Source organism: Planctomycetaceae bacterium (assembly GCA_041398825.1).
In the GTDB taxonomy this organism is placed as follows: Bacteria; Planctomycetota; Planctomycetia; order Planctomycetales; family Planctomycetaceae; genus F1-80-MAGs062.
In genome coordinates this window covers 41,735-63,770 of the sequence record JAWKTX010000013.1, presented here as the reverse complement: position 1 = coordinate 63,770, position 22,036 = coordinate 41,735, and the positions used below count along the sequence as shown (strand labels likewise).

Annotated in this window: 12 protein-coding genes; 9 read left to right on the top strand and 3 right to left on the bottom strand. The window is 54.4% G+C overall.

All coding sequences use genetic code 11. From position 1 onward, the window contains the following. Positions 1-42: 42 nt before the first annotated feature. From R3C20_21095 to R3C20_21085, 3 genes are read right to left on the bottom strand one after another with little or no spacing between them, the layout of a single operon-like run. Positions 43-783, bottom strand: a complete 741-nt coding sequence (locus R3C20_21095) for a hypothetical protein (protein MEZ6043007.1) — start codon at positions 781-783, stop codon at positions 43-45. Between the two features lie 14 nt (positions 784-797). Next, positions 798-1,760 (bottom strand): hypothetical protein, encoded by a 963-nt coding sequence (locus tag R3C20_21090; GenBank protein MEZ6043006.1) that lies wholly within the window; start codon positions 1,758-1,760, stop codon positions 798-800. Then, positions 1,757-2,554, bottom strand: coding sequence for a hypothetical protein (locus R3C20_21085; protein ID MEZ6043005.1), 798 nt, complete (start codon positions 2,552-2,554; stop codon positions 1,757-1,759). The genes R3C20_21090 and R3C20_21085 overlap by 4 nt, the downstream gene beginning before the upstream one ends. Positions 2,555-2,905: 351 nt before the next feature. On the opposite strand from R3C20_21085, the gene R3C20_21080 reads away from it, so the two are divergent. The 9 genes from R3C20_21080 (at position 2,906) to arsS (ending at position 21,787) form a co-directional block, all read left to right on the top strand. Next, positions 2,906-5,182 (top strand): hypothetical protein, encoded by a 2,277-nt coding sequence (locus R3C20_21080; GenBank protein MEZ6043004.1) that lies wholly within the window; start codon positions 2,906-2,908, stop codon positions 5,180-5,182. A 24-nt stretch (positions 5,183-5,206) separates the two neighbouring features. Next, positions 5,207-6,967 (top strand): PKD domain-containing protein, encoded by a 1,761-nt coding sequence (locus R3C20_21075; protein MEZ6043003.1) that lies wholly within the window; start codon positions 5,207-5,209, stop codon positions 6,965-6,967. A gap of 649 nt (positions 6,968-7,616) precedes the next feature. After that, positions 7,617-8,261 (top strand): hypothetical protein, encoded by a 645-nt coding sequence (locus R3C20_21070; GenBank protein MEZ6043002.1) that lies wholly within the window; start codon positions 7,617-7,619, stop codon positions 8,259-8,261. A gap of 47 nt (positions 8,262-8,308) precedes the next feature. Beyond that, the gene (locus tag R3C20_21065; GenBank protein ID MEZ6043001.1) at positions 8,309-15,013 is read left to right on the top strand and encodes a hypothetical protein; all 6,705 of its coding nucleotides are present in this window, start codon (positions 8,309-8,311) and stop codon (positions 15,011-15,013) included. 98 nt (positions 15,014-15,111) lie between these two features. Then, positions 15,112-15,801 carry a PEP-CTERM sorting domain-containing protein gene (locus tag R3C20_21060; GenBank protein ID MEZ6043000.1) on the top strand — a complete coding sequence of 230 codons (690 nt, stop codon included), beginning with the start codon at positions 15,112-15,114 and terminating at the stop codon, positions 15,799-15,801. 67 nt (positions 15,802-15,868) lie between these two features. Beyond that, the gene (locus R3C20_21055) at positions 15,869-16,438 is read left to right on the top strand and encodes a hypothetical protein (GenBank protein MEZ6042999.1); all 570 of its coding nucleotides are present in this window, start codon (positions 15,869-15,871) and stop codon (positions 16,436-16,438) included. A gap of 13 nt (positions 16,439-16,451) precedes the next feature. Beyond that, complete coding sequence (locus R3C20_21050; GenBank protein MEZ6042998.1) at positions 16,452-19,184, top strand: protein kinase; 2,733 nt, start codon at positions 16,452-16,454, stop codon at positions 19,182-19,184. A 262-nt stretch (positions 19,185-19,446) separates the two neighbouring features. Further along, positions 19,447-20,625 carry a methyltransferase domain-containing protein gene (locus R3C20_21045; protein ID MEZ6042997.1) on the top strand — a complete coding sequence of 393 codons (1,179 nt, stop codon included), beginning with the start codon at positions 19,447-19,449 and terminating at the stop codon, positions 20,623-20,625. A gap of 100 nt (positions 20,626-20,725) precedes the next feature. After that, positions 20,726-21,787 carry an arsenosugar biosynthesis radical SAM protein ArsS gene (gene arsS, locus R3C20_21040; GenBank protein ID MEZ6042996.1) on the top strand — a complete coding sequence of 354 codons (1,062 nt, stop codon included), beginning with the start codon at positions 20,726-20,728 and terminating at the stop codon, positions 21,785-21,787. The last annotated feature ends 249 nt before the right edge of the window (positions 21,788-22,036 follow it).

Below are 22,036 nucleotides of genomic sequence, written 5' to 3'. Positions count from 1 at the left end.
ATGCCGCAATCTATTCGGCAGCCTTGTCATCAGAGACGAGATTCAGCAATCTTTGGAATTCCGGCAACTGTCGTAAGTAAGCGTTCCCTGGACGTCACGTATGAGAGATCTCCAGTGCCTCTGAATCAATTGATCTCGCGGAGTATCGCCTGAAATCTCTGCCATCGCCGACAAAGCCGTTACACCACGACCAAGGCAGAAGTCGTTCTTGTCTTCCGCGTGAATGGCATAAAGACACTCGACATACGCAGCTCCCATTTGGTAGCCATTCAGCGACTCCAGGTCATTTGAGATTTGTCGCAGCGCGCCAAGGATCTCCTTGACGTTGCCCGCCTGGTCCGGATGGCGTTGCTGCCAGCGATATTCGGCAATCAGCTGAGCCGAGGTTACCCAACCCAGCTCCATAAACAGTTCTTCCGAGCGGTATTTTTGAGTCGACCTGCGGAATACAGAAATGGCCCGTCGCCGCCAGACAATCTCCTGATCCAGCTGATTGTTATTGCGGCAGGCATCGGCCATGTTGCCCAGGAGTCGACCATATGCCAGCAGATACTCTGCCCCGTCTTCGCGTGTGGCTAGGGATTCAGCAAGTTCAAGTCCCCGAGAAAATGTCGCCACGGCTTCATCTTTCGTACCTGGCCCGTTCGACTGCCGGAGGCCGAATGAGTTACAAATTTCCATCATGGCGATGGTTTGATCATCCCCGGACAATGGCAGCTTCATCAGCAGGCGGCCGAGGTCATCGACGAGTTGATGAAGCTGCTCGTTCTGTAAGCTGTTCAACGGGCCTTGTACCGTCAGACACGTCCGAAAACACCTGCCGAATTCGCGGAATCAGAATGGCCTTTGCTGGGACCATGATAGAGCCGGATTCGTTCGTCAACCGGCCTGCCAGCCCCCCTTTTATGCAGCGTTTTGAACAATAGTCCACTCAGTTGTATTCGTTGTGCCGAACCATTACTCGCAGCTGGTGAGATCTCCAATGCTTTCAACAGCGAATCCACAGCCAGACTCATTTGGTCAACTCCCAGTGACAGCGTTTCGGGAGTTCTCATAAAAGTTCCAAACAGGTAGCAAATCTGGCCTCTCAGCTGGTAGGCATCTCTCAGTACCTGTTCGCAATCCGCGTCCAGAGCAGCATGTGGCTGAACAAGACTGATCGCTTGACTGCATAATTCCAAAGGTGGAAATGCGGCGGGGGTCTTCAGGAAGTCTTTCTGATTATGATGGCCCAATTCCAGCCTGGCCTGCGTCACATAAATAGACGCAAGCAGGCGATCGCGCCGCAGGCTGTTTTCGCGAGACAGCCAGATCGATCCACCCAGTTGTTCCAGAGCGATACGACTGTTTCTAACCTGCGGAGATAACGCCGGGTTTTCCGTCAGTAGAATTTGTTCGGTCTGATTCAACGTCGATTCAATCGCGCGGGCATCAGCCAGGCCCCAAAGCGAAATACCACCGATTGCAACAACCAAACAGGCCGTGACGAATTTCCACGCTGTGGCTGAAGGCCTCAGCCGATCTGGATTTTCGCAAAGGACTGTCGATCTGGTTTGTGTGCCGGGAATCCCGTCGGAGTCAGTCCCTGCGGACGTATCGACGTCAGTCTGACTCCACAAGGCCGAATAGATCTCCAGTTCCGGATGCTTCAGGAGAAACTGTTCGACCTGTGCACTGCGATCCGGGCCAAGCAGACCCTCGGCATATAGAGCCAGATCGGCATCAGTGATCGGGGAGTTTGGAGGATCGGAACTGGTCATAGCTGTATCCCCCATTCCAGCAGCGTCCTATGAATTCTGGAAGAACAGTCTGCAGCACGCGCGAACAGTTGGTAGGGTTCGTGATTCACCAGCAACTTCAGCTGATTCATGTTCACCTGGTTGAGCAGCGGCCGAGCTGTTTCCAGATACCGATCTGCATTTTGCAGCGTCCGCTGTTGCCAGTCGGCCAGAGGGGCATCCAATTTGAAAGAAACCAGCTGGCCGGGTGCCCGAGCCGGACTGTGACGACTGAGCGACTGCGAATCCGAAGAAAGTTCAACGGCACAGATTGAGTACAAAAAATAGTCCATTGGCAAGGTGCCCACGGGTATTTCAGCCTGATTCATGGTCAGCCAGGTCATCGCACTGGCCCAGTCGATCGTAGGCGGAGCTGGGTCCCATTGTCCGCGAAACATACCGAGTTTATAGATAAAATCGGGCGTCCAGCGATCGGGATCTTTCCTGAAACGTTCGGTCCAGGGTTTTCCCTCCGGCACATCAAAACGCTCGCGCAGAGCTGCCCTTTGATCAGGAGACAGCACAAGATTCTTGTCATCGATTTGTAATTCGGCCAGCACCTCACGCAGGCCTGCCAGGCGCATGCAGTGCAGGCGGCAGCAGAATTTGGCTGCCTTCTCACTGATCTCCCCCAGAGCGATATCGCAGCTCCATGTAGCGGGACGTTTGTTTGCAGGCTTCCTCAGCCAGTCGTTCTTGTTCCTGGTGACGGCCTCTTCAGACAGAGGAATCTTTTGCTGTCGAATTAGCCACCAGTCCCCGGGCAGAATCTTCACGGTTGTCAGTTTCTTTGTAGCTCAGGCGTATCCCGCACTGGAAGCATGCAGGAAATTCTGGTCAGAGCCCGGCTGCATCTGACCGTTCGTTTGCGGCGGGATCAATAGTCGATAAAGCATCCTTCTGCAATTGTCGCGGATTCCGGGCGCGGCGCGCCCGGCCACATGAAATTTCTCCGCATGGGCAAATGTTCAAGTTTGTGCCACCCCTTTATGCGTCATTCTAATTCACCCGACAGTTGCTGCGGGGACCGTTCCGTCGCTGATATTCGGGCGGATTTTCTACGGCAGCAATTCGGCGGGAACGTACTTCCAGCCCGGAAGCACCTCTGAAACTCGAAGAATGGCGGTATGCGACACTCAGACAACCTGAAATCTCTGTTCGGTCGACTTCTGAATTCCGGATCGTTTGGACTGGTCGGTCATCGGCTGGCAAATTCTCGTCGCTCACGTCGCCGTACCTGGCGAGCTCAGTCTCTGGAAGACCGAACTTTGCTGGCGGTCTTTACGGTAACCACAACCGCCGATTCCGGCCCCGGCAGCCTGCGCGATGCGATCACTCAGGCCAATGTTGATACCGCGGCCGACACCATCGAATTCAACATCCCCGGAGCAGGGCCTCATACGATTCAGCCTCTGACGCCGTTGCCTGCATTTGCGTCCAGAATTCTGGTCGACGGTTTTTCGCAGCCATTATATGCAGGTACACCGCAGATTTTTCTGGACGGGAGTGTTTCAGGTGGAAGCGCATTCGTTTTGCCTCGGGCCGGCAATTGGCCAGCCGGTTCAGAGATTCGTGGCCTGGCAATCGGCAACTGGTCGGGAATTGCGATTGATATCCAGACGAGTGCAGTGACGGTTGTCGGCAACTACATTGGTACGGACGCGTCCGGGCAAGTGGCAGCGCCGAATGGGGTTGGTGTTTCCCTGTTTTGGGCTGGGGTCAACAATCGGATTGGCACCAACGGAGATGGGATTTCCGACAGTCTGGAAGGCAACGTTATTTCCTCAAACCAAACGGATGGAATTCGTTTCACAAACTTCTCTCAGGGCGCTGTCAACCTGACCACAATCGCAGGGAACAGAATTGGCGTTGCGGCCGACGGTATTTCACCACTGGGCAATGGTGGCCACGGGATCAATCTCCGCGGCGCGGCAAATACGACGATCGGCGGAGATGCCCCGGTTGAAAGGAATATCATCAGCGGAAACACAGGGTTTGGGATTGCCGTTGTTGCCGACGTTTTCCAACGAATCTCGTGGGGGAATGTGGTTCTGGGTAACTACATCGGGACAGACGCCACAGGAATGGTCGCCGTTCCCAACCAGACGGGTGGTGTTCTGGTGGGCAGTGGAGCCCTTGATACGACCATTGGTGTTCCAGGCAGCGGCAACCTGATCTCCGGAAACAATGGTCAGGCAATCTCGATCAACGTGGCCGACGGCGTAAAGATTCAGAGCAACTGGATCGGTCCTGATTCCACCGGAACCGCGACTCTGGGCAATGAATTGAACGGTGTGTCCATTCCCGCAGTTTCGACAAACATCACGATTGGTACCAACAGTGATGGGGTAGATGATGAGCTGGAAGGCAACGTACTCTCCGGAAATCTGCATGGGATTAATCAGTTTCGCGGAAGCAGTGTCGTCGCCGGAAACAAGATTGGCACTGATCCCACCGGCCTGATCGATCTTGGCAATCAAAGTACCGGAATTGTGGTCTGGGGCGGGGACATACAGATTGGTGCGCCGGGAACTGCCGGACGAAACATCATCAGCGGCAACGGTGCTCCAGGGATTGAAGTTGGCGATCAGTCCGATGTGACCATCCAGAATAACTATATTGGCCTTGGCAGCGACGGAACGACCCGTCTGCAGAACGACGGTTCCGGCATGCGGCTTGACGCGGCCACTGCCACCATCACCATTGGAACCAACGGAGATGGTAGTTCAGATGAATTCGAAGGCAACGTGATCTCCGGAAATCGCAACCACGGGATTGAACTGGTTGGCGGAATCGCCACGATCGCCGGAAATCTGATCGGTCTTAATGCGAACGGACTCACCCCTGTTGCGAATGGTCAGGACGGGGTTTTTGTGCAAGGATTATCTCTGACGACGTCCCTGCAAATTGGGACCAATGCCGATGGTGTCAGCGACATTGCCGAACGAAATGTGATAGCAGGAAATAACCAGGATCAGATCCACATCGGGGATGGTGGAGACGTGGTGATTGCCGGAAACTATGTCGGAACAGACGTCACCGGGATGCGTGGTTTTAATCGAAACACGTTTGGTATCAATGTCTTTGGAACCGGCAACCGACGAATTGGCGGAGCCAGTTCCATCGAACGCAACGTTGTCGGTGGTGTTGGAATCGGAATTGTGGCTCAGCCTGCCAATGCCAGTTATCCAACCTACGTCTATGGTAATTATGTAGGCCTCGGCCCCAATGGTCGGCAGGCAGTGCCCAATACTGTCGGAATCAATACCAGCGGTTCAGTGTTCGTTGGAACCAATGGAGATGGAATCAACGATTCGTTCCGAGAAAGGGAATGTGGTTTCGGGCAACAACGATGCTGGCATTCAGGCATAGGCAGGATCTGTTGTTGCGGGCAATATTGTTAGTTCACGGCCGATGGCACTGCACCGTTGGGCAATGCCGCAGAAGGTATTGCCGCCAGTTCCGACACCGCACAGATCTTCACCACTCGAATCGGCACCGATGCTGACGGCGTCGGGGATGAATTTGAAGGAAACCTGATTGGCTGGAACGGACGTGGTATTTTCCTTTCGACTGGTAATTTTTCGGTCAAAGGCAATTTCGTGGGTGTCGATCGGAATGGAAGTCCCGCTCCCAACTCAGGCGATGGCGTTGCCATTAGCACGCATCGTCTTGGAACAGTGACGTTGGGCAGTAACGAAGAATTCGCTGGAAACACAATCCAGTACAACGCTCGGTATGGGGTGAGCGCGTTCGGAACATTTAGTAACACGACACCAGCCATTGATGGTGCTAACAATGTGATTTCGGGAAACCTGCTCGGGGCTTTCACGCGACCAGTTCTGAATTCTCCGGCGCGAGCAGAATTCAACTACCCAGTCATCAGCGCGATGGAGATTGTTGGGGATCAGTTGATTGTTGAAGGGTTTTCTCGTCCCGGCCAGGCGATTGACATCTATGAGTCGGGCCCCACTGCGGACGGATACGGTGAAGGCCGACGCAAACTCCTGTCCTTTGTCGAAGGTTCAGCCGACGATCTTGATGGATCCATCAATAGCTACGGGCCAATTGTTAATGGGGTTGAAGTCGGTCAGGATGAAGGTTTTCGTTTTCGATTCGTCGGACCAGTGCCGGATGGCTTTTTCGAAGGCATGCGGTTTTCGACCATTGGGCAGAGCTCTGCGCTGGATGCTGCTTCTGACCGCATGTCTCTGTTTTCGCCGTCGTTCCTCTTCGGCGAACTCGGCAGTTCTCTGGCTCCCACGATTGATCCGCCGCCAGACGTTACGCTTGTTCCGGGAGACTCGTTGTTGCAGCGGGGGGCCTTTGTGGACCCGGATTCGGTGGCGTGGACGGCGACTGTTAATTATGGCGATGGCACCGGTGTTCGAGCGTTGCAGTTGCTGGATGATTTTCAGTTTGATCTGGAGCACGAATACACAATTCCGGGCACATACATCGTTACCGTCAGCATTACCGACAACAGTCTGCTGACCGCGACCCAAACGTTTATGGTCACCGTCGAAAACGACACCCCTGAAGCGGCGTTTTATACGTTTAGCCTGACCAGTCCGATCATCGAAGGCGACACAGCCACGTTGACGGGAGAATTTTCTGACGCGTTGTCCAGTGGCAGCTATTTTGTGGACATCGATTGGGGTAATGGCCAGACATCGTCCATCCCGCTGAGCAGTTCTGATCGGCAGTTCACGGCGACTCATGTGTATCGCGATGACTTCAACAGCAGCGGTTCGGCGACAGCGTCGGACGTGTACGAAGTCAGCGTGACGATTCGCGAAGTCGCAGGCAACAGCGACCCAACGCCTGCCGGAGTCCTTTTGATCGAAGTTCAGAACTCGCTGCCGGGTATTCTGACGTCGAACTTCTCATCGACGTCGATCAACGAAGGAGACACGGTAACTCTGGATCTAAGCTTTGAAGATCCGGGACTGGATGATACGCACGAAATCAAAGTCGACTGGGGCAACGGCACTATTGAAATCTTCACTCCGGCTATCGGGATTCGGTCGCTGAACAATCTGTCGTACACCTATCTGGATACACCGCGCAACGGAGACCCGGGATTCCTGGTGCAGATTGAAATCACAGACGATGACGAACCGCTGAATCCGGCGCTGCTGACTCAGTTCATCACCGTCTCCAGCCCGCGCCGACGGATGTGGTGGTGAATAATGAAACCGGCGTGGCAAGCATCAACGAAGGCGACTTGTTTACGATTGGCGGGTCATTTACTGATCCGGCAACATGGATTCGCATCTGGTGATTATTGGCTGGGGCGATGGGCGAGGCCAAACATCATTCGATCTGCCGGCCGGCGTGACAAGCTTTTCGGGGATACTCGTAGTACGTAAACGATCCGGCTGTTGGCACGGAATACACAATCACCATGCGAGTCGCCGACACCGATAACCGCGATCTGTTTGGTATCGGCACGCTGAATGTTGTGGTCAACAACGTGGCCCCGGTTCTGGGGACGCCGCAGTTTGATAACCCGAGTGCGCTGGAAGGCGATACCGTCTTCCTGAGCGGCAGCTATTCCGACGCGGGTCTGGACGATCGTCACACCGTAATTGTGACGTGGGCGGATGGCAATCAGTCCGAAGCGGTGGTCGATTCGACGACGCGAACCTATCAGGCGTCTCATCAATATCGCGACAACGCCGCTCTGCCGGGCATGATCTACAACGTGTCGGTGACCATTACCGATGACGGTGGACTGACTGACACGCAGAACGTTGATCTGGAAGTCATCAACGTGGCTCCGCAGGTGGAATTCCTGCCAGCGCCGAATCAGAACGATCCTCTTGCGGTAGAACTGTGGTCAGCGTCTTCGATCCCGGCCTGGATGATACGATTACATATGCATGGGAAGCGATCGCCAACGGCCAGCCAGCGCAGACGGGTGACTTATCGATCTTCACGCTCGACCGCAGTGCCGCACCGAATGCGGTTTTTCTGGTAACGCTGTTTGTCACCGACAGTGATGGCTGGTTTGGCAGCTATTCGCTGGAAGTGCAGGTGGGTACCTCCAACCCCGACAACATCGTTCTTGATAATCATTCGTTTGTCGGCGGAACGGACGGCGTGTTGATTCTTGGCCTGGGCGGCGACGACGTCATTGATGCCACCGGCGTGACGCATTCTTCGATTCGCCTGATTCTGGACGGGGGCAGCGGGCAGGACATTTTGTTCGGTGGCTCCGGCGATGATATTTACATCCTGGCCAACGGCGATGATGCTGCCAATGCTTATCCTTCCGGCGTGATCGCTTCGGCACCGATCACACCCAACACCGCTGGCGATGACCGGTACATTCTGACGCCCAACAGTGTGCTGACGGTCTTTGACGATCAGGGCGGCAACACTCTGGATTTTGAACGAGCCAATTTTGGCATCACGTATGATCTGGATGCAGTCAGCGGCCTTGTTCTGACATCTCAGGACGTTGCTCCCGGCGGGTAGAAGCGAATACTCACTTCATTGGCGCACAGGGTAACTTTGCCGCACTGGTGGGCAGCACATTTGGAGATGATCTGACAGCTGCCTCAAATTCGACCGTCAGTTCCGGCGCTGGTAATGACACGCTGCGAGTGAAATCGAATACCTTCGGAGCCAGCTTTAATGCCGGAGCCGACGACGATGTACTGATGGTTTCCGGCACGGGGATTTCATCGCTGAACTTTGGCGGTGACGATGGCCTGGACACACTGATTAACACGGGCGCGATCGTCGGGCTGACATTTGGTGGCGGTGCAGATGATGACGTACTGATCAACAACGGCACGATCGCCGGATTGACGTTCGGCGGTGGAGCGGATGATGACATTCTGCAAAACACAGGAACCATCACCGCGACTCTGAACTTTGGTGGCGACGATGGGCTGGATGTGTTGACCAACACCGGTTCAATTGCGGAACTGATCTTCCGTGGTGGTGCGGATGATGACATCTTCTTCAACAACGGGGTCACGCCCACGACACTGAACTTTGGCGGCGACGAAAGTATCCTGCTGACGGGAGTCGGTACTGTTGGAATCTTAAACTTTGGTGGTGATGACGGAGCCGACATTTTTGCCAACCTGAGTTCTATCACCACGCTGACCTTTAGCGGCGGTGCCGACGACGATCTGTTCATCAACAATGGTTTGGTGCCCACAACTCTGAACTTCGGCGGGGATGACGAAGTGCTGCTCACTGGGCAGGGGACAATTGGTTCACTGAATTTTGGTGGCGACGATGGTGCGGACACGCTTCTGAACCTTGGCACGATGGCCTCACTGACCTTCAATGGCGGAGCCGATGATGATGTTTTTCGGAATGCAGGTTCTATCACGACCACGTTGAATTTTGGTGGCGACGATGGCCTGGATGCTCTACTGAATACCGGCACCATCGTCAGCCTGACCTTTAACGGCGGCGCGGATGATGACATCTTGGTCAACAATGGTCTGGTGCCGACATCTCTTAATTTTGGTGGGGACGGAGACATTCTGCTGAGTGGTGCGGGCACGATTACTTCGCTGAACTTCGGCGGTGACGACGGCGCCGACGTGCTGGTAAACCTGAGCCAAATTGGCACGTTGACGTTTGGCGGTGGTGCGGACGACGACGTACTGATCAACAACGGTCCCGTGTCGACAACACTTAGCTTCGGCGGAGACGACGACATTCTGCTAAGCGGCACAGGGGTTGTCGGAACGCTGAACTTTGGCGGTGACGACGGCTTTGACACGCTACTGAATTACGGCACTGTTACTACTCTGACGTTTGACGGCGGAGCCGACGATGACGTCCTGATCAACACGGCCAGTGGTATTACTACCCTGAACTTCGGCGGCGACGATGGATCAGACACGCTGATCAACAGCGGGCTGAACATTGGCAGCCTGAACTTTGGTGGCGATGATGGTTTGGACGTGTTGTCGAATTCGGGCACCATCGCATCGCTGGTGTTTACCGGCGGGGCCGATGACGACGTCCTGCAGAACACCGGCACCATCTCCACGACGCTGAATTTTGGCGGCGATGATGGATTCGATGTGCTGAGCAATTCAGGCACAATCGCTGCTCTGACATTCAACGGTGGGGCCGACGATGATCTGCTGGTGAACAGCGGAACCATTTCGTCCACTCTGAATTTTGGTGGCGACGACGGAGCCGACAATCTTCTGAACCAGGGCACCATTGCGTCGTTGATCTTTACGGGTGGGGCCGATGACGATGTGCTGATCCACCGTGCGGGAACGATCACGTCGCTGAATTTTGGGGGCGACGATGGATCGGACGTCCTATTCAATTCGGCCAGCATTACCACGCTCACGTTTTCCGGCGGTGCCGACGATGACGTGCTGCAAAACGTCGGCGGCAGTATCGGAACGCTGAGTTTTGGCGGTGACGATGGTTCGGACCTGCTGGTCAATCGCGGCGTAGTCACCAGCCTGACATTTACCGGCGGAGCGGACGACGACCGGCTGCTGAATATTCAGGATTCGATCGCAACGCTGACCTTCTATGGCGGCGGTTCGGCGACTAATCCGTTGGCCGATCCTTCACGAGACGGCGACGACCTGTTTGTGAACACAGGCAGCCTGATTGGCCTGATTGAATTTGATGGTGCAGCCGGCAGCGATGTGTTCCAGAATTCCGGCCAGCAAGTCACAAAGTTAACCATCACCGGCGGAGATGGCAATGATGCTGTGATTAACTCGGGCAGCGACATCGACTTCATTTCGTTTGATGGCGGCAGCGGTCATGACGTGCTGCTGAATTCGGGCGTTGCCGTGCGAGCCATCAGCTTTACAGGAGATGGCGAAACAGAATCGGGCGACGACATTCTGATACTGCGAGGTTCAGGTACGGCAGCCAGCGATTCCACCGTTGAATTCTACGGGCGAGCGGGCGTTGATGTTCTGCATAACTATGCGTCGGGTTACGAATCGATCTTGTTTGATGGTGGATCGGAAAACGATGTGTTCGTAAACGCCAGCGATGGGATTTCAAACCTGACGTTTCTGGGTGGTATTGGTGACGACATTTTTGAAAACAAAGGCCTCGGGCTGACCGGCGTTTTATTCGATGCAGGCGGCGGTGTTGACCTTCTGGTGAACACAGGTAACGACGTTTCTGCATTGAACTACTTCGGAGGTATCGGAGATGACCTGTTTGTTAACCTTGGCAACCGGCTAGCCGGGTCGACGTTTACAGGCAACGACGATGCAGATCGATTTGAGAACTTTGGTCAGTCCGTGGCTGATATTACGTTTGACGCAGGCAACGGCCTGAACGTGTTTCGCAATCAGGGAGCAGGCCTGACACGCTTTCACTTGATTGGCGGCGACGATGCGGACACGCTGCTGAATTTGGTGGGTGGCACCAGTGCCAGCGAAATTATGCTGACCGGGGCTGGCGGCGATGATCGATTCTTGAACGCTGCCGACGATGTTTCTGATATCACCTTCGGCGGCGGCGATGGCGACGACGGATTTCAGAACACGGGTTCCCTGGTGGTGGGCATTACCATCCTGGGCGGTGCTGGCAATGATGTCGTATTCAACGACGGCAACGATGTGTCGCAGCTGCAATTCGAAGGGCAAGCCGGCGACGACGCGTTCCAGAGCAGCGGCAGGCGTCTGACATCGTCCACCATCCTGGGCGGAACCGGCAATGAAACCTTTGTGATCGATGGTGACAGCGTCACCGGCGTCACTCTGTCAGGAGAAGACGGCCGTGACAGCTTGTTCGTCAAAGGCAGAAACCTGGGCTTTATCGCCTTTAACGGTGGAGACGGTGACGATTCGTTCGAAAGCTACGCCGTTCAGGTGACTGAACTGACGATCAATGGAGGTGCCGGTGACGACGATATTCGAAGCCATGGCTTCGTGGCTACACTCATGGTCAGTGGCGGAACAGGCAATGACAGCTTTACCAACACCGCAAAGCTGACGGGGGGCATCGCGTTCACTGGCGACGATGGCAACGATACGCTGATCAGTCGGGGCGGTCAGGCCGCTTCCATCGTGGCGGATCTGGGCAGGGGGCAAAATGGTGTTTGGATTGCAGACGTTTCAGTGGCATCCGTTTTGATCACCGGTCTGGATGGTCAGGATTCGGTTGAGATCTATACCAGCGGCCAAGCGCTGACGGTTGATGTGGGTGCGGGGCGCGACTTTGTGGCGATCCTCGGCGACTTTAACACCGGCGAAGTCAACACCGGCGACCAGAATGACAGCCTGCTGCTGGCCGGCGCTGGGAACATCATCGCCAACGGCGGAATCGGTGACGACACCTTTGTCTTTGTAGGCGATCGGCTGACCGCAGTGTCTGTGATCGAATCCTTTGATTCCGTCGCAGACAACAGCAGCGACACACTGGACTTTTCCGCGTTTACCGGCGGTGCCCTGAATCTGGACCTTGGTCTGACAACTTCACAATCGTTTGGCGGAATGACGTTCCAGCTGAGCGATGGACTGGGAATTGAAAACGTAATTGGCACTCGCTTTGGAGATACGATTTCCGGAAACGCCAGAGACAATCTGTTAAGCGGAGCCGACTACCAGGCCGATTTTTCCGCTCCGGAAGCAGCTCGCCGCAACGACGTCCAGTGGGTACTGCTTGATTTTGATTCGTACACAGATACCGGCGAGCATGTCTACACGCCGTCAGAACGACAGAGCATTCTGAATCGACTGAGTGAAGTCTATCACGGCCCGGATCCATCCAATCCATGGTTCGATGTGTACTTCACAACAGACGCAGCTGACATTTCAGCATCCGAATATGCGACGATCTTTATCAACCAAACACCAGATTCGGGTCGACCTGGTGGTCTGGCCAGTGAGATTGATTTGGGCAACACAAATCTGGGCGGCACGGCTGTGGTCCAGGTGAACGGCTTGCTGGGTGGCATCGTATCCAGTCTGGACGCTATTCCGATCGATGATCATGCGTCGTATGGTTCTCACAGCGACACAGAGTCACCGCAGCAGCTTCTGGCCACCGACCCTGTGGGATCGGCCAAACCAGCGGGATCCAGTGCCAGCTTTGTGCAGCTCACGTCAAAAATCATTGCTCACGAACTTGGCCACCTGCTAGGACTGCGACATCAGGACGCGTTTGGTCCGATTGGTTTTGGAGTCAACATTGCCACAGGGAGCGATCGTTTCAAGCCCGATTACACGGGTCCGGTCAGTGCTCTGGAAACGTTCGATCATATCTCCAGTTCGCCGGCGTCGGTTGGTTCAACTCGATTTGATGACCTGAAAGATTTATTCTTCGGCGAACGGGAAGTCATCAAGCTGGTGGCAGCCATGTCAGAACCAGCCGATATCCACACAACGGAAAGCACCACTTCCAAAGCCGATATCGCGACAGCTCAGCCAGTTGAATTCAGCCGGCTGAATCTGCCGAATACGCTGACTCGCGGCATCAATTCAGGCGACCGTTTTTCTGCGGTATATCAGGCGATCCATGGTGAAATTGAGCTGGTGTCCGATGGTGCAGGCGGGCAGGTGAGCGAAAGTGACTTTTATCAGTTTACGGCTCAGGCTGGCGACGTCTTCACTCTGGAACTGATGTCTGTTTCCGTCTTTGGAAACCAGCCGAACAACTTCGTGGATTCCATCCTGCGTGTCTACGACTCCAGCGGTCAACTGCTTCCTTACTACGGCGGTCTGGCGGTCAATGATGATACCCTCGAACCGACAGATTCGGCATTGTTCGACCTGTTGATTCCGACGGACGGCACCTACTACGTCGAAGTCGACACCTTCCATCGATATGACGGCGATCCCCTGGGGGTTCCATCAAATCCTGTCAGCCCACTGAACCCGGAGAACCCCAATAACATTCTGGATCAGCCGGACGTACTACGACGATTTCTGGACAGCCTGAATGACACAGACATCGGACGGTACCAGCTGATCATGTACGGCTTCCGCGATGCCACGTCGACAGACGGAACAAACGTGATTCTGGGCAACGGCGGAACGGATGTGATTCTGGGTGGATCGCAGTCTGATGTGACGGCTCCGGTGAGCGAAGTGCAGCAACTACCACAGCAGGCAACCGCGCTGACTTTTGATTTCGTGGTGGATGGTTACGATCCGGAAACCGCCTCCGATCAGGCCTCTGGTGTCGCCGGCTACCACATCTACGTAGCCGTCGACCAGGGAGCGTTTGAATTCTGGCAAACCATCGCCGCCGACAGCCCGGTGGCAACATTCACTGCCGAAAGCAACCACATCTACTGGTTCCGCAGTGTCGCTGAAGACAACGCCGGCAATCTGGAAGACGAACCTTTGGGTCCGGATACTCACATCATTGTGGGTGACCTGGAGAAACCAGAAACAGCCGTCACTCTGATTTCTGCCGCCGATTCAGGTTTGATTGAAGTCACTGCTACCGGTACCGATTTGGGTGGCGGAATGCTGGAAACCGTTCAGTTCTATGTTTCAATCGACGGCGGTATTCCCCAGCTAGTTGGTGAATCGCCGACCACCGATCGAGGTGATGGGACACGAGTTGCGATGATGACCTATCAGGGCATCGTCGATGGACAACAACACACCTATGGATTTTACAGCGTCGGAATCGACTCCCGCCAGAACGTAGAAGACGCTCCGGAATCCGCCGACTCCGTGCTGACGAGAATATTTGCCGAACCGGCCGGACTGCAGGCGACCGGTATCGACGTGCAAAGAGGAGCCAACCAGCGATCCTTCATTCGTTATCTGGATATCACCTTCAGTAACGCCGCCGGTCTGCAAAGCCTGCTCGATAACAATCGCCTGCGTCTGGAACGATTCAACCTCGACGCTGAATCTGTGGCGGTTGGCACCGGCGTTGTTGTACCAGCGGGAACAGCATCCGTTAACGGTCCGTCCATTACCCTGGACTTCGGAGCTCAGGGAGTTGGAGGCGATCGTCGATCCGCCAGCGGAAACGGTTTCTATCGCATCAGCATCGATTCTGACGACGACGGCAACTGGGACGACCAGCACTTCGAATTCTTCCGCGTCTTTGGCGATGCGGATGGCAGTGGCATTGTCGACAGTCTGGATCAGGCTGTCGTGAACAGCCAGTATGGGCAGCGAGGTGCCAATCTGGATGGTGACATCGATGGCGATCAGCGAGTTGCCATCTCCGATCGATTGTTTGCCACGCGTAACGTCGGCGTGCGTCTGAAGGAAGATCTGTTCGATTATCTGGACGATTAATTCGTTCTTCGGGCTTGCAGTCACACACCAGTGGTCCTGCCCCGAATCAATTCCCCTGACTATCAACAAACGTGAGCAACTTACAAAAGAATAGAAATATGCGATCCCAGCTCTTATGTATTTCCTTTGCCATGGTTTCCGCTCTCATGGCTGGCGGCGGCCAAACTCTTCACGCTGACATCGTTGTGGAAGTCGATAGTACCTCGTTAACAATCGGTGGATCCGGAACTGTCGATGTCTGGGTCTACTCCGAAGATGGAGAGGTGAATGTCGCCGCATTTGGCTTTGATTTCGATATCGTCGCCAATCCTGCCAATGTTGGAAGCCTGAGCTTCAGTGATCCGCAATTGCTGTCAGAAACATTAGACGCTGACTACATCTTTCTGGGTGAAGCCGATCCACTTCATATGTTGGGTGCTTCTCCGCTGGAGTTGGAAGGTTCAGACCTGAACGTGGGTGCCAATGGATATTCAGTCCTGGGATCCACTCGCAAACTGTTGGCTCAACTCGATGTCACTCACAGTCTGCCTTCCGGAACCGATCCATCTCTGGCCCTTGGCGACACCTTTACAATCGCCCCGAATTTCCTGGACGGATTCTTCGAATTTTACGACGATGCAGGGGATCTGATTCTAATCGACGAAACGCTCTCCTTCGGAGGCAACATCACGATGTCCCCAACTGCTGCCGTCCCGGAGCCCACCTCATTTGCAGCCCTTTTCATTGGGGGAATTTCATGGGCGAGTCTTCGGGCAGGGCGAAGGCGAAAATCTAACACCACGAGTTGATGAGGCGGACATCCCGGGCATCAGGTTGATTCCATGATTCGCAATGTATTTTCAAAGCTTCGATGCCATGAATAAACCATCAGGTTCTCCTGACGAAAACAACCTCCCTGACCAAACCACCAGCGAAACCGTCAAACACGATCACCCGCATGGCCAAAAGAAGTCGGACAGCATTGATCCGGAAACTACCTTCATTGCATCAGATACGTTGGCAGCCACGCCACAGAAAGGCCATGACACACATCAGGATTTGACCGCAGGAATGGGCGGCCACAATCCGCCTCACACGGTATCAGCCGCCGGCGGGGAAGGCGAAGAGGATACTCTGACTCCGCGGCTTGCCGCTCAGGTCCAGGAAACGATGATCGGTATGCCGCCTGCAGGAACAAATGCAGGATCTGCCCCGGCAGGATCGAATAATCCAGCCACCAGAACCAGTGCTTTCCATCAAACCGCAGTGAGCCCTGCCGAATCGACGGGCACCGCGGACACGCTGATCGCACCATCATCAGCCCCCGACGCTGGATTTTCACTTTCACCGTCGGCAATCGCCCCGGCAACACCGAAGAATCCGACGCCGAATACGGAGGGCAATGCGCCGAGGCCTCGAGACAGAGGCGATCGACCCTGGAACTGACGGGCATCATGCGGTGAATTCACGAGTCGTTGGCGACTACATCGTGTTGAGCGAACTGGGTCGGGGCGGCATGGGCGTGGTGTATAAAGCCCGCCACCGCAAGCTGAATCGTGTTGTCGCTTTAAAGATGATCCTTGCCGGCAAGTATTCCAGTGCTGACGCGCTCAAGCGTTTTGTGGCCGAAGCCCGCGCTGTCGCTCACCTGCAGCATCCCGGCATCGTGCAGATCTTTGACATCGGTGAACATCAGAATTTGCCGTATTTTTCCCTGGAGTTCGTCGACGGAACAGACCTGCAAAAAGAGCTGGTGCGACAGCCACGAACTCCGCGGCAGGCCGCCGAAATTGCGCATCGCCTGTGCGAAACCATGCAGTACGCGCACAATAACAATATCCTGCATCGGGACCTGAAGCCCGCCAACGTACTGATCGGAACCGATGGTTCCCTCAAAATCACAGACTTTGGCCTCGCCAAAAAAGTAGATACAGAGGGATCCACCGACACCAGTGACGGGACCGTCATGGGCAGTCCAAGCTACATGCCCCCCGAACAGGCCCGAGGAGAATTGTCGTCGGTGACTCCCCGGTCTGATCTGTATTCGCTGGGAGCCATCCTGTACCAGATGCTAACCGGTCGACCGCCGTTTCTGACCGATAGTGCGATCGAAACCGTAATGCAGGTGATCAACAACGATCCTGTCACTCCCAGAGACATGCAGCCGAGTGTTCCTGTCGACCTCGAAACCATTTGCATGAAGTCTCTGCAGAAAGACGCGGCGGCGCGTTACGGTAGTTGCCAGGAAATGGCCGACGACCTGCAGCGATTCCTGAATGGCGAACCAATTCTGGCACGCCCCATCAGCAAGCTGGAACGCGCTGTTCGTTGGTGCAGGCGAAACCCAACCGTGGCAATTCCATCGATGCTGGCCGGTGTTTTGCTGATGGCAACCGCTCTGATTTCCACGTGGGCGTGGTCGACCACTTCGGCGCAGGCCGCCATCATCGCCACAGAACGCGACAACGCGCAGGAAGAACGCGATAACGCCAACACCCAGCGTGGTATTGCAGAAGAACAACGGACGATCGCCGTTGCCAACGAACAGAAAGCCATTGAACAGCAGCAGGAAGCCGAAAACCAACGCAGGATTGCCGAAGAACAGCGAGCAATCGCTATCGCCAACGAAGAAAATGCGATCAAAGAACAGCAGGAAGCTGAACGGCAGCGATTGTTGGCTCACGAAGCCCAATTGCAGGCGGAAAAGAATCAGCAACTGGCCGAATCACAGGCAAAGAAAGCTTTGGAAAATATTCAGCTGATCATCACCGAAGTTGATGACCGCATCGCGAAGGAAGCAGGAACCACGGAGCTTCGAATCGATCTGCTGAAAATGGTCGAAAAGCGTTGTAATGAACTGGATCTGGCGCTCGTAGGCGGCATCAGGGGGGAGGCAATTCCGACGCTGATGACGATTCGTTTCAAAATTGCCAAAGCCTGGCTAAGTCTCGATAAGCTGGAAGAAGCGAATGTAACATTCGAAAAAATCTACGAAGTGGCACAGCAGCGAATTCTTGAAAAGGGCCGAATTGATGCCACCCGCTACAATCTTGCGATGATCTGTCTCGAATGGGCTCCACTACGAGAACGCGTGACGGGTGATCCAGCCAGCAAGGAAAAATTACTGCAGGAAGCACTCGCCGAACTGCGTGACATTATCGCCCACCCCCTGTCCGACCCCACCGCGACGGTTCCCGGCCCGGTAAAATTCGAAGTTGCAGTCCCATTGCAGGGAACGCTGCGTGAACTGGGGAGCGGGGCCAAAAAGCTGGGGCAACTGGATCAGGCCTCTGAGTATTTTTCGGAGGCCGGCGATGTGTGTCAGGCCATTCTTGATGACATCCAGAATGACGCCGACTGGGTGAAACAACAGCCAGCCAACCGAATCCCCCTGATTCGACAGTTCTTTAGTCAGAGCAGCGATATTGCTCGTTCCAGCCAGGCAAATATTTTGTGCACGCTGGGTAAAGCAGAACAGGCCGTCCCCGTGTATCTGGCTGTGATTGAAGATCGAAGAACTTCAGTTGAGGACAATCCCGATGATTTAAATGCAAAAGACCAGCTCGCGCGGCATTTAAGGAATTTTGGTCAGTATATGGTGCGGGTGGGCAGGGTGGATCAGGGTGCCGCCGCGATGGCAGAATCTCTGCTGCTCAGCGAAACGCTCTACGAAGCCGATCCGAAGAATGCGGACTACAAACGCAGCTTTGGGCATGGTTTGTACTATCTGGCTACCGCCAGAGATCTGCAAAACCAGACAGACGAAGCGACCGTGCTGCTGGAACGCTCTCGTGTTGTCAGATCAGAAATGCTGGCTGTCAGTGATGACAAAAACAACAGTGTCAACCTGATGCTGACAGAAGCCCGAATGGGCAATGCCATGGCAGCTCAGGCCCTGATCGAAGAGTTGTCCGCTGGCGACGCCAAAGATGCCGACCTGCATCTGGACATTGCCCGTGCACTGGCCCAACTGTATCGGTATGCCGATGACGATGCCAGGACAGAATTGCTGGATGCCGCAATCGCCGCTTTAAACAAAGCCGTCGCTGATGGACTTCAGGATTCGTTTCTGATCGAAAAGCAACCTGATTTGTATCCAGTCAGGGACGACGAACGATTCGCCGCTTTATGTCATCGACTAAACAATACTCAATTGTCAGGAAATGCCCGGGCCGAAACCGTATTACCCTGATAAACGCGTCACCATCCTGAAGCCTGCGCAGACACCATCGAGCAAATCACGTCGGAACAGAACCCGCATCCTTTCGTGGCAAGCTGCTGTTTCGCGCGGGAATGGCGTGCTTTCGCGACGGTAATCAGCCGGATCCCTGCCGATAAAGATCTGCGTGAATGATGCCCGCCTGCTTTCCCAGCAGGAAGACGTTTCCTATCCTGATCACTGAACTCACATTTGCCCAGGTGTTCAGCATGGGTCATCAGCAATGGAAGTCAGCATGCAGGAATCTTTGCCCGCGTCGAATTCACCCCCCGAAGCGGCCGTGTATGAGCGGTACGCAGCTGCCTCAAGAAAAGTGGAGCCGCAACTGTGCTGTCCGATTCAGTATTCCGGACAATATCTGGAAGTGATACCGCAGGAGATCATCGACAAGGACTATGGATGCGGCGATCCAAGTGTCTGGGTCGACGCGGGTGACACCGTTATCGATCTGGGTTCAGGTGCCGGCAAACTTTGCTACATCATGTCACAGGTCGTTGGCCCCGGGGGGCGCGTGATTGGTGTAGACTGTAACAGCGATATGCTGGAACTCGCTCGCAAATATCAGCATCAGATTGCAGAGGAGATTGGCTATTCCAACGTCGACTTCCGCTACGGAATGATCCAGGATCTGCAACTCGACCTTCAATTGCTGAATGAGCGACTTCAGCATCAGCCTGTCAACAGTTCGGCCGCCTGGCTGAATCAGCGCACTCAGGAAGAACAACTTCGAACAGAACAACCGCTGATTGCCAGTGATTCCGCCGACTGCGTCGTTTCAAATTGCGTTCTGAACCTGGTACGACAGCAGGACCGTCATCAGCTATTCAGAGAAATTTTTCGCGTCCTCAAACGTGGCGGACGGGCAGTGATCAGCGATATTGTCAGCGACGAAATTGTCCCTGATCACATGCAGAAGGATGGATATCTGTGGTCAGGGTGCCTGTCCGGAGCATTCCGGGAAGACCTGTTTCTTCAGGCGTTTGCCGATGCAGGCTTCCATGGCATCTCCATTGCGAAGCGCCAGACGGAACCCTGGCAAACCGTCGAAGGCATCGAATTCCGGTCCATCACTGTTGTCGCGTGGAAGGGCAAACAGGGGCCCTGTCTGGAACGCAACCAGGCGGTGATTTATAAGGGTCCGTTTCGTCGGGTGGAAGATGATGACGGCCATGTTTACGTGCGGGGCCAGCGAATGGCAGTTTGCGACAAAACATTCCAGCTGCTTCAGCGTGCTCCCTACAATGGACTCTTCGAACCCGTTGAACCACGAATCAGTATTCGCACAGAAGACGCAGCGCCGTACGACTGTAAACGCCAGAAACTCAGAACAGCATCCGAAACAAAAGGCGCAGACTATCGAGCAACCGTGGAATCAAATTCGAATTGCGACAACATGGATGAACCGTGCTGCTAAACACAATTTACGAGTTCCTTCAATTCCTTGAAAGCTTTTCACCCAGGACTTTGGACGTCAGCTCATCGCAAATCCAGCCAGAATTATCTTACCCCCGGACATGACCATGGCATCATTGACGCTGCTCAGACAAGGCCACCCACTGGCCGATGCGGCGAGACAGAGAGAAATCCTCGCAACTTGTCACTCGGACACTATCCCTGAATTTCAGTCAACACTTGAAATACACTCCGTCCCCGCTCTGCGTCGATCCACCTTAAGAACACTTCAGGTGAATGTGGGAAAACTGTGCAACCAAACTTGCCGACATTGCCATGTTGACGCCGGGCCGGATCGGCGAGAATTGATGAGCAAAGAAGTCTTTGAACACTGCCTTCGAGTTATCGATGAAGGTTCCATCGAGACTGTCGACCTGACTGGCGGTGCACCGGAAATGAATCCGCACTTCGAATGGTTTGTGAGCGAAGTGCGGAGCAGAAATTGCCGAGTGACTGATCGATGCAATCTGACCATCCTGACGGCCCCCGGATATACGCATCTTCCGGAATTCCTCGCTCAACACGAAGTTGAGGTTGTGGCATCACTGCCCTGTTACCTGGAGGAAAACTGCGATACGCAGCGTGGTGAAGGAGTCTTTCAGAAATCTGTTCAGGCTCTTCAGATTCTGAATCGTATGGGCTACGCAGCAGATCCAGGGAACCTGACACTGTCACTTGTCTATAATCCCGTCGGCGCGATTCTGCCGCCAGACCAGAGGAAGCTTGAACAAAGTTACCGGCAACAATTGAAAGATCGTTACGACATCAGATTCAATCATCTGTATGCCATTACAAATATGCCAATCAGCCGCTTCCTGGATGACCTGCTGACCAGCGGGCGTTATGAGCACTACATGCAGTTACTGGTCAATTCCTTCAACCCCGACGCTTTGGAGGAACTGATGTGTCGCACAACACTTTCAGTAGACTGGCAGGGATATCTCTTCGATTGCGACTTCAATCAGATGCTTGATCTCCCGATATCGACAGCATCAGGAATGCATATCCGTGAATACAAAGCCAACCTGCTGTCAGACCAACCCATTTCGGTGGGTCGGCACTGTTACGGCTGCACTGCAGGAGCTGGTTCCAGCTGTCAGGGTGCGCTGTTGACGCTTCAGTAAACGCAGCCATTTTCCGGGACGTCATTTCCAGATCCACTGTCTTGTGTCAGTCGAAAACAGATCCGGACACGCAAATCAAAGTCGCGATTCCGCACTCCATGATGGAACGGAGCCGTGCAAAACGGCCTTCTTTTCTGAACAATGGTGACGGGAGTCCTTCATTTTACGGAGACACCGACTTCTCTGTCTCCCAACATGCGATTCGAGCATCGCTCATAAATTGTCCGGAACGAATTCCGCTTATCAGGC

Excerpts from the sequence above, each read along its gene's own strand:
- R3C20_21090 (MEZ6043006.1), bottom strand. The coding sequence starts at position 1,760 with ATGACCAGTTCCGATCCTCCAAACTCCCCGATCACTGATGCCGATCTG.
- R3C20_21080 (MEZ6043004.1), top strand. The coding sequence starts at position 2,906 with ATGCGACACTCAGACAACCTGAAATCTCTGTTCGGTCGACTTCTGAAT.
- R3C20_21060 (MEZ6043000.1), top strand. The coding sequence starts at position 15,112 with ATGCGATCCCAGCTCTTATGTATTTCCTTTGCCATGGTTTCCGCTCTC.
- R3C20_21055 (MEZ6042999.1), top strand. The coding sequence starts at position 15,869 with ATGAATAAACCATCAGGTTCTCCTGACGAAAACAACCTCCCTGACCAA.
- R3C20_21045 (MEZ6042997.1), top strand. The coding sequence starts at position 19,447 with ATGCAGGAATCTTTGCCCGCGTCGAATTCACCCCCCGAAGCGGCCGTG.
- arsS (MEZ6042996.1), top strand. The coding sequence starts at position 20,726 with ATGACCATGGCATCATTGACGCTGCTCAGACAAGGCCACCCACTGGCC.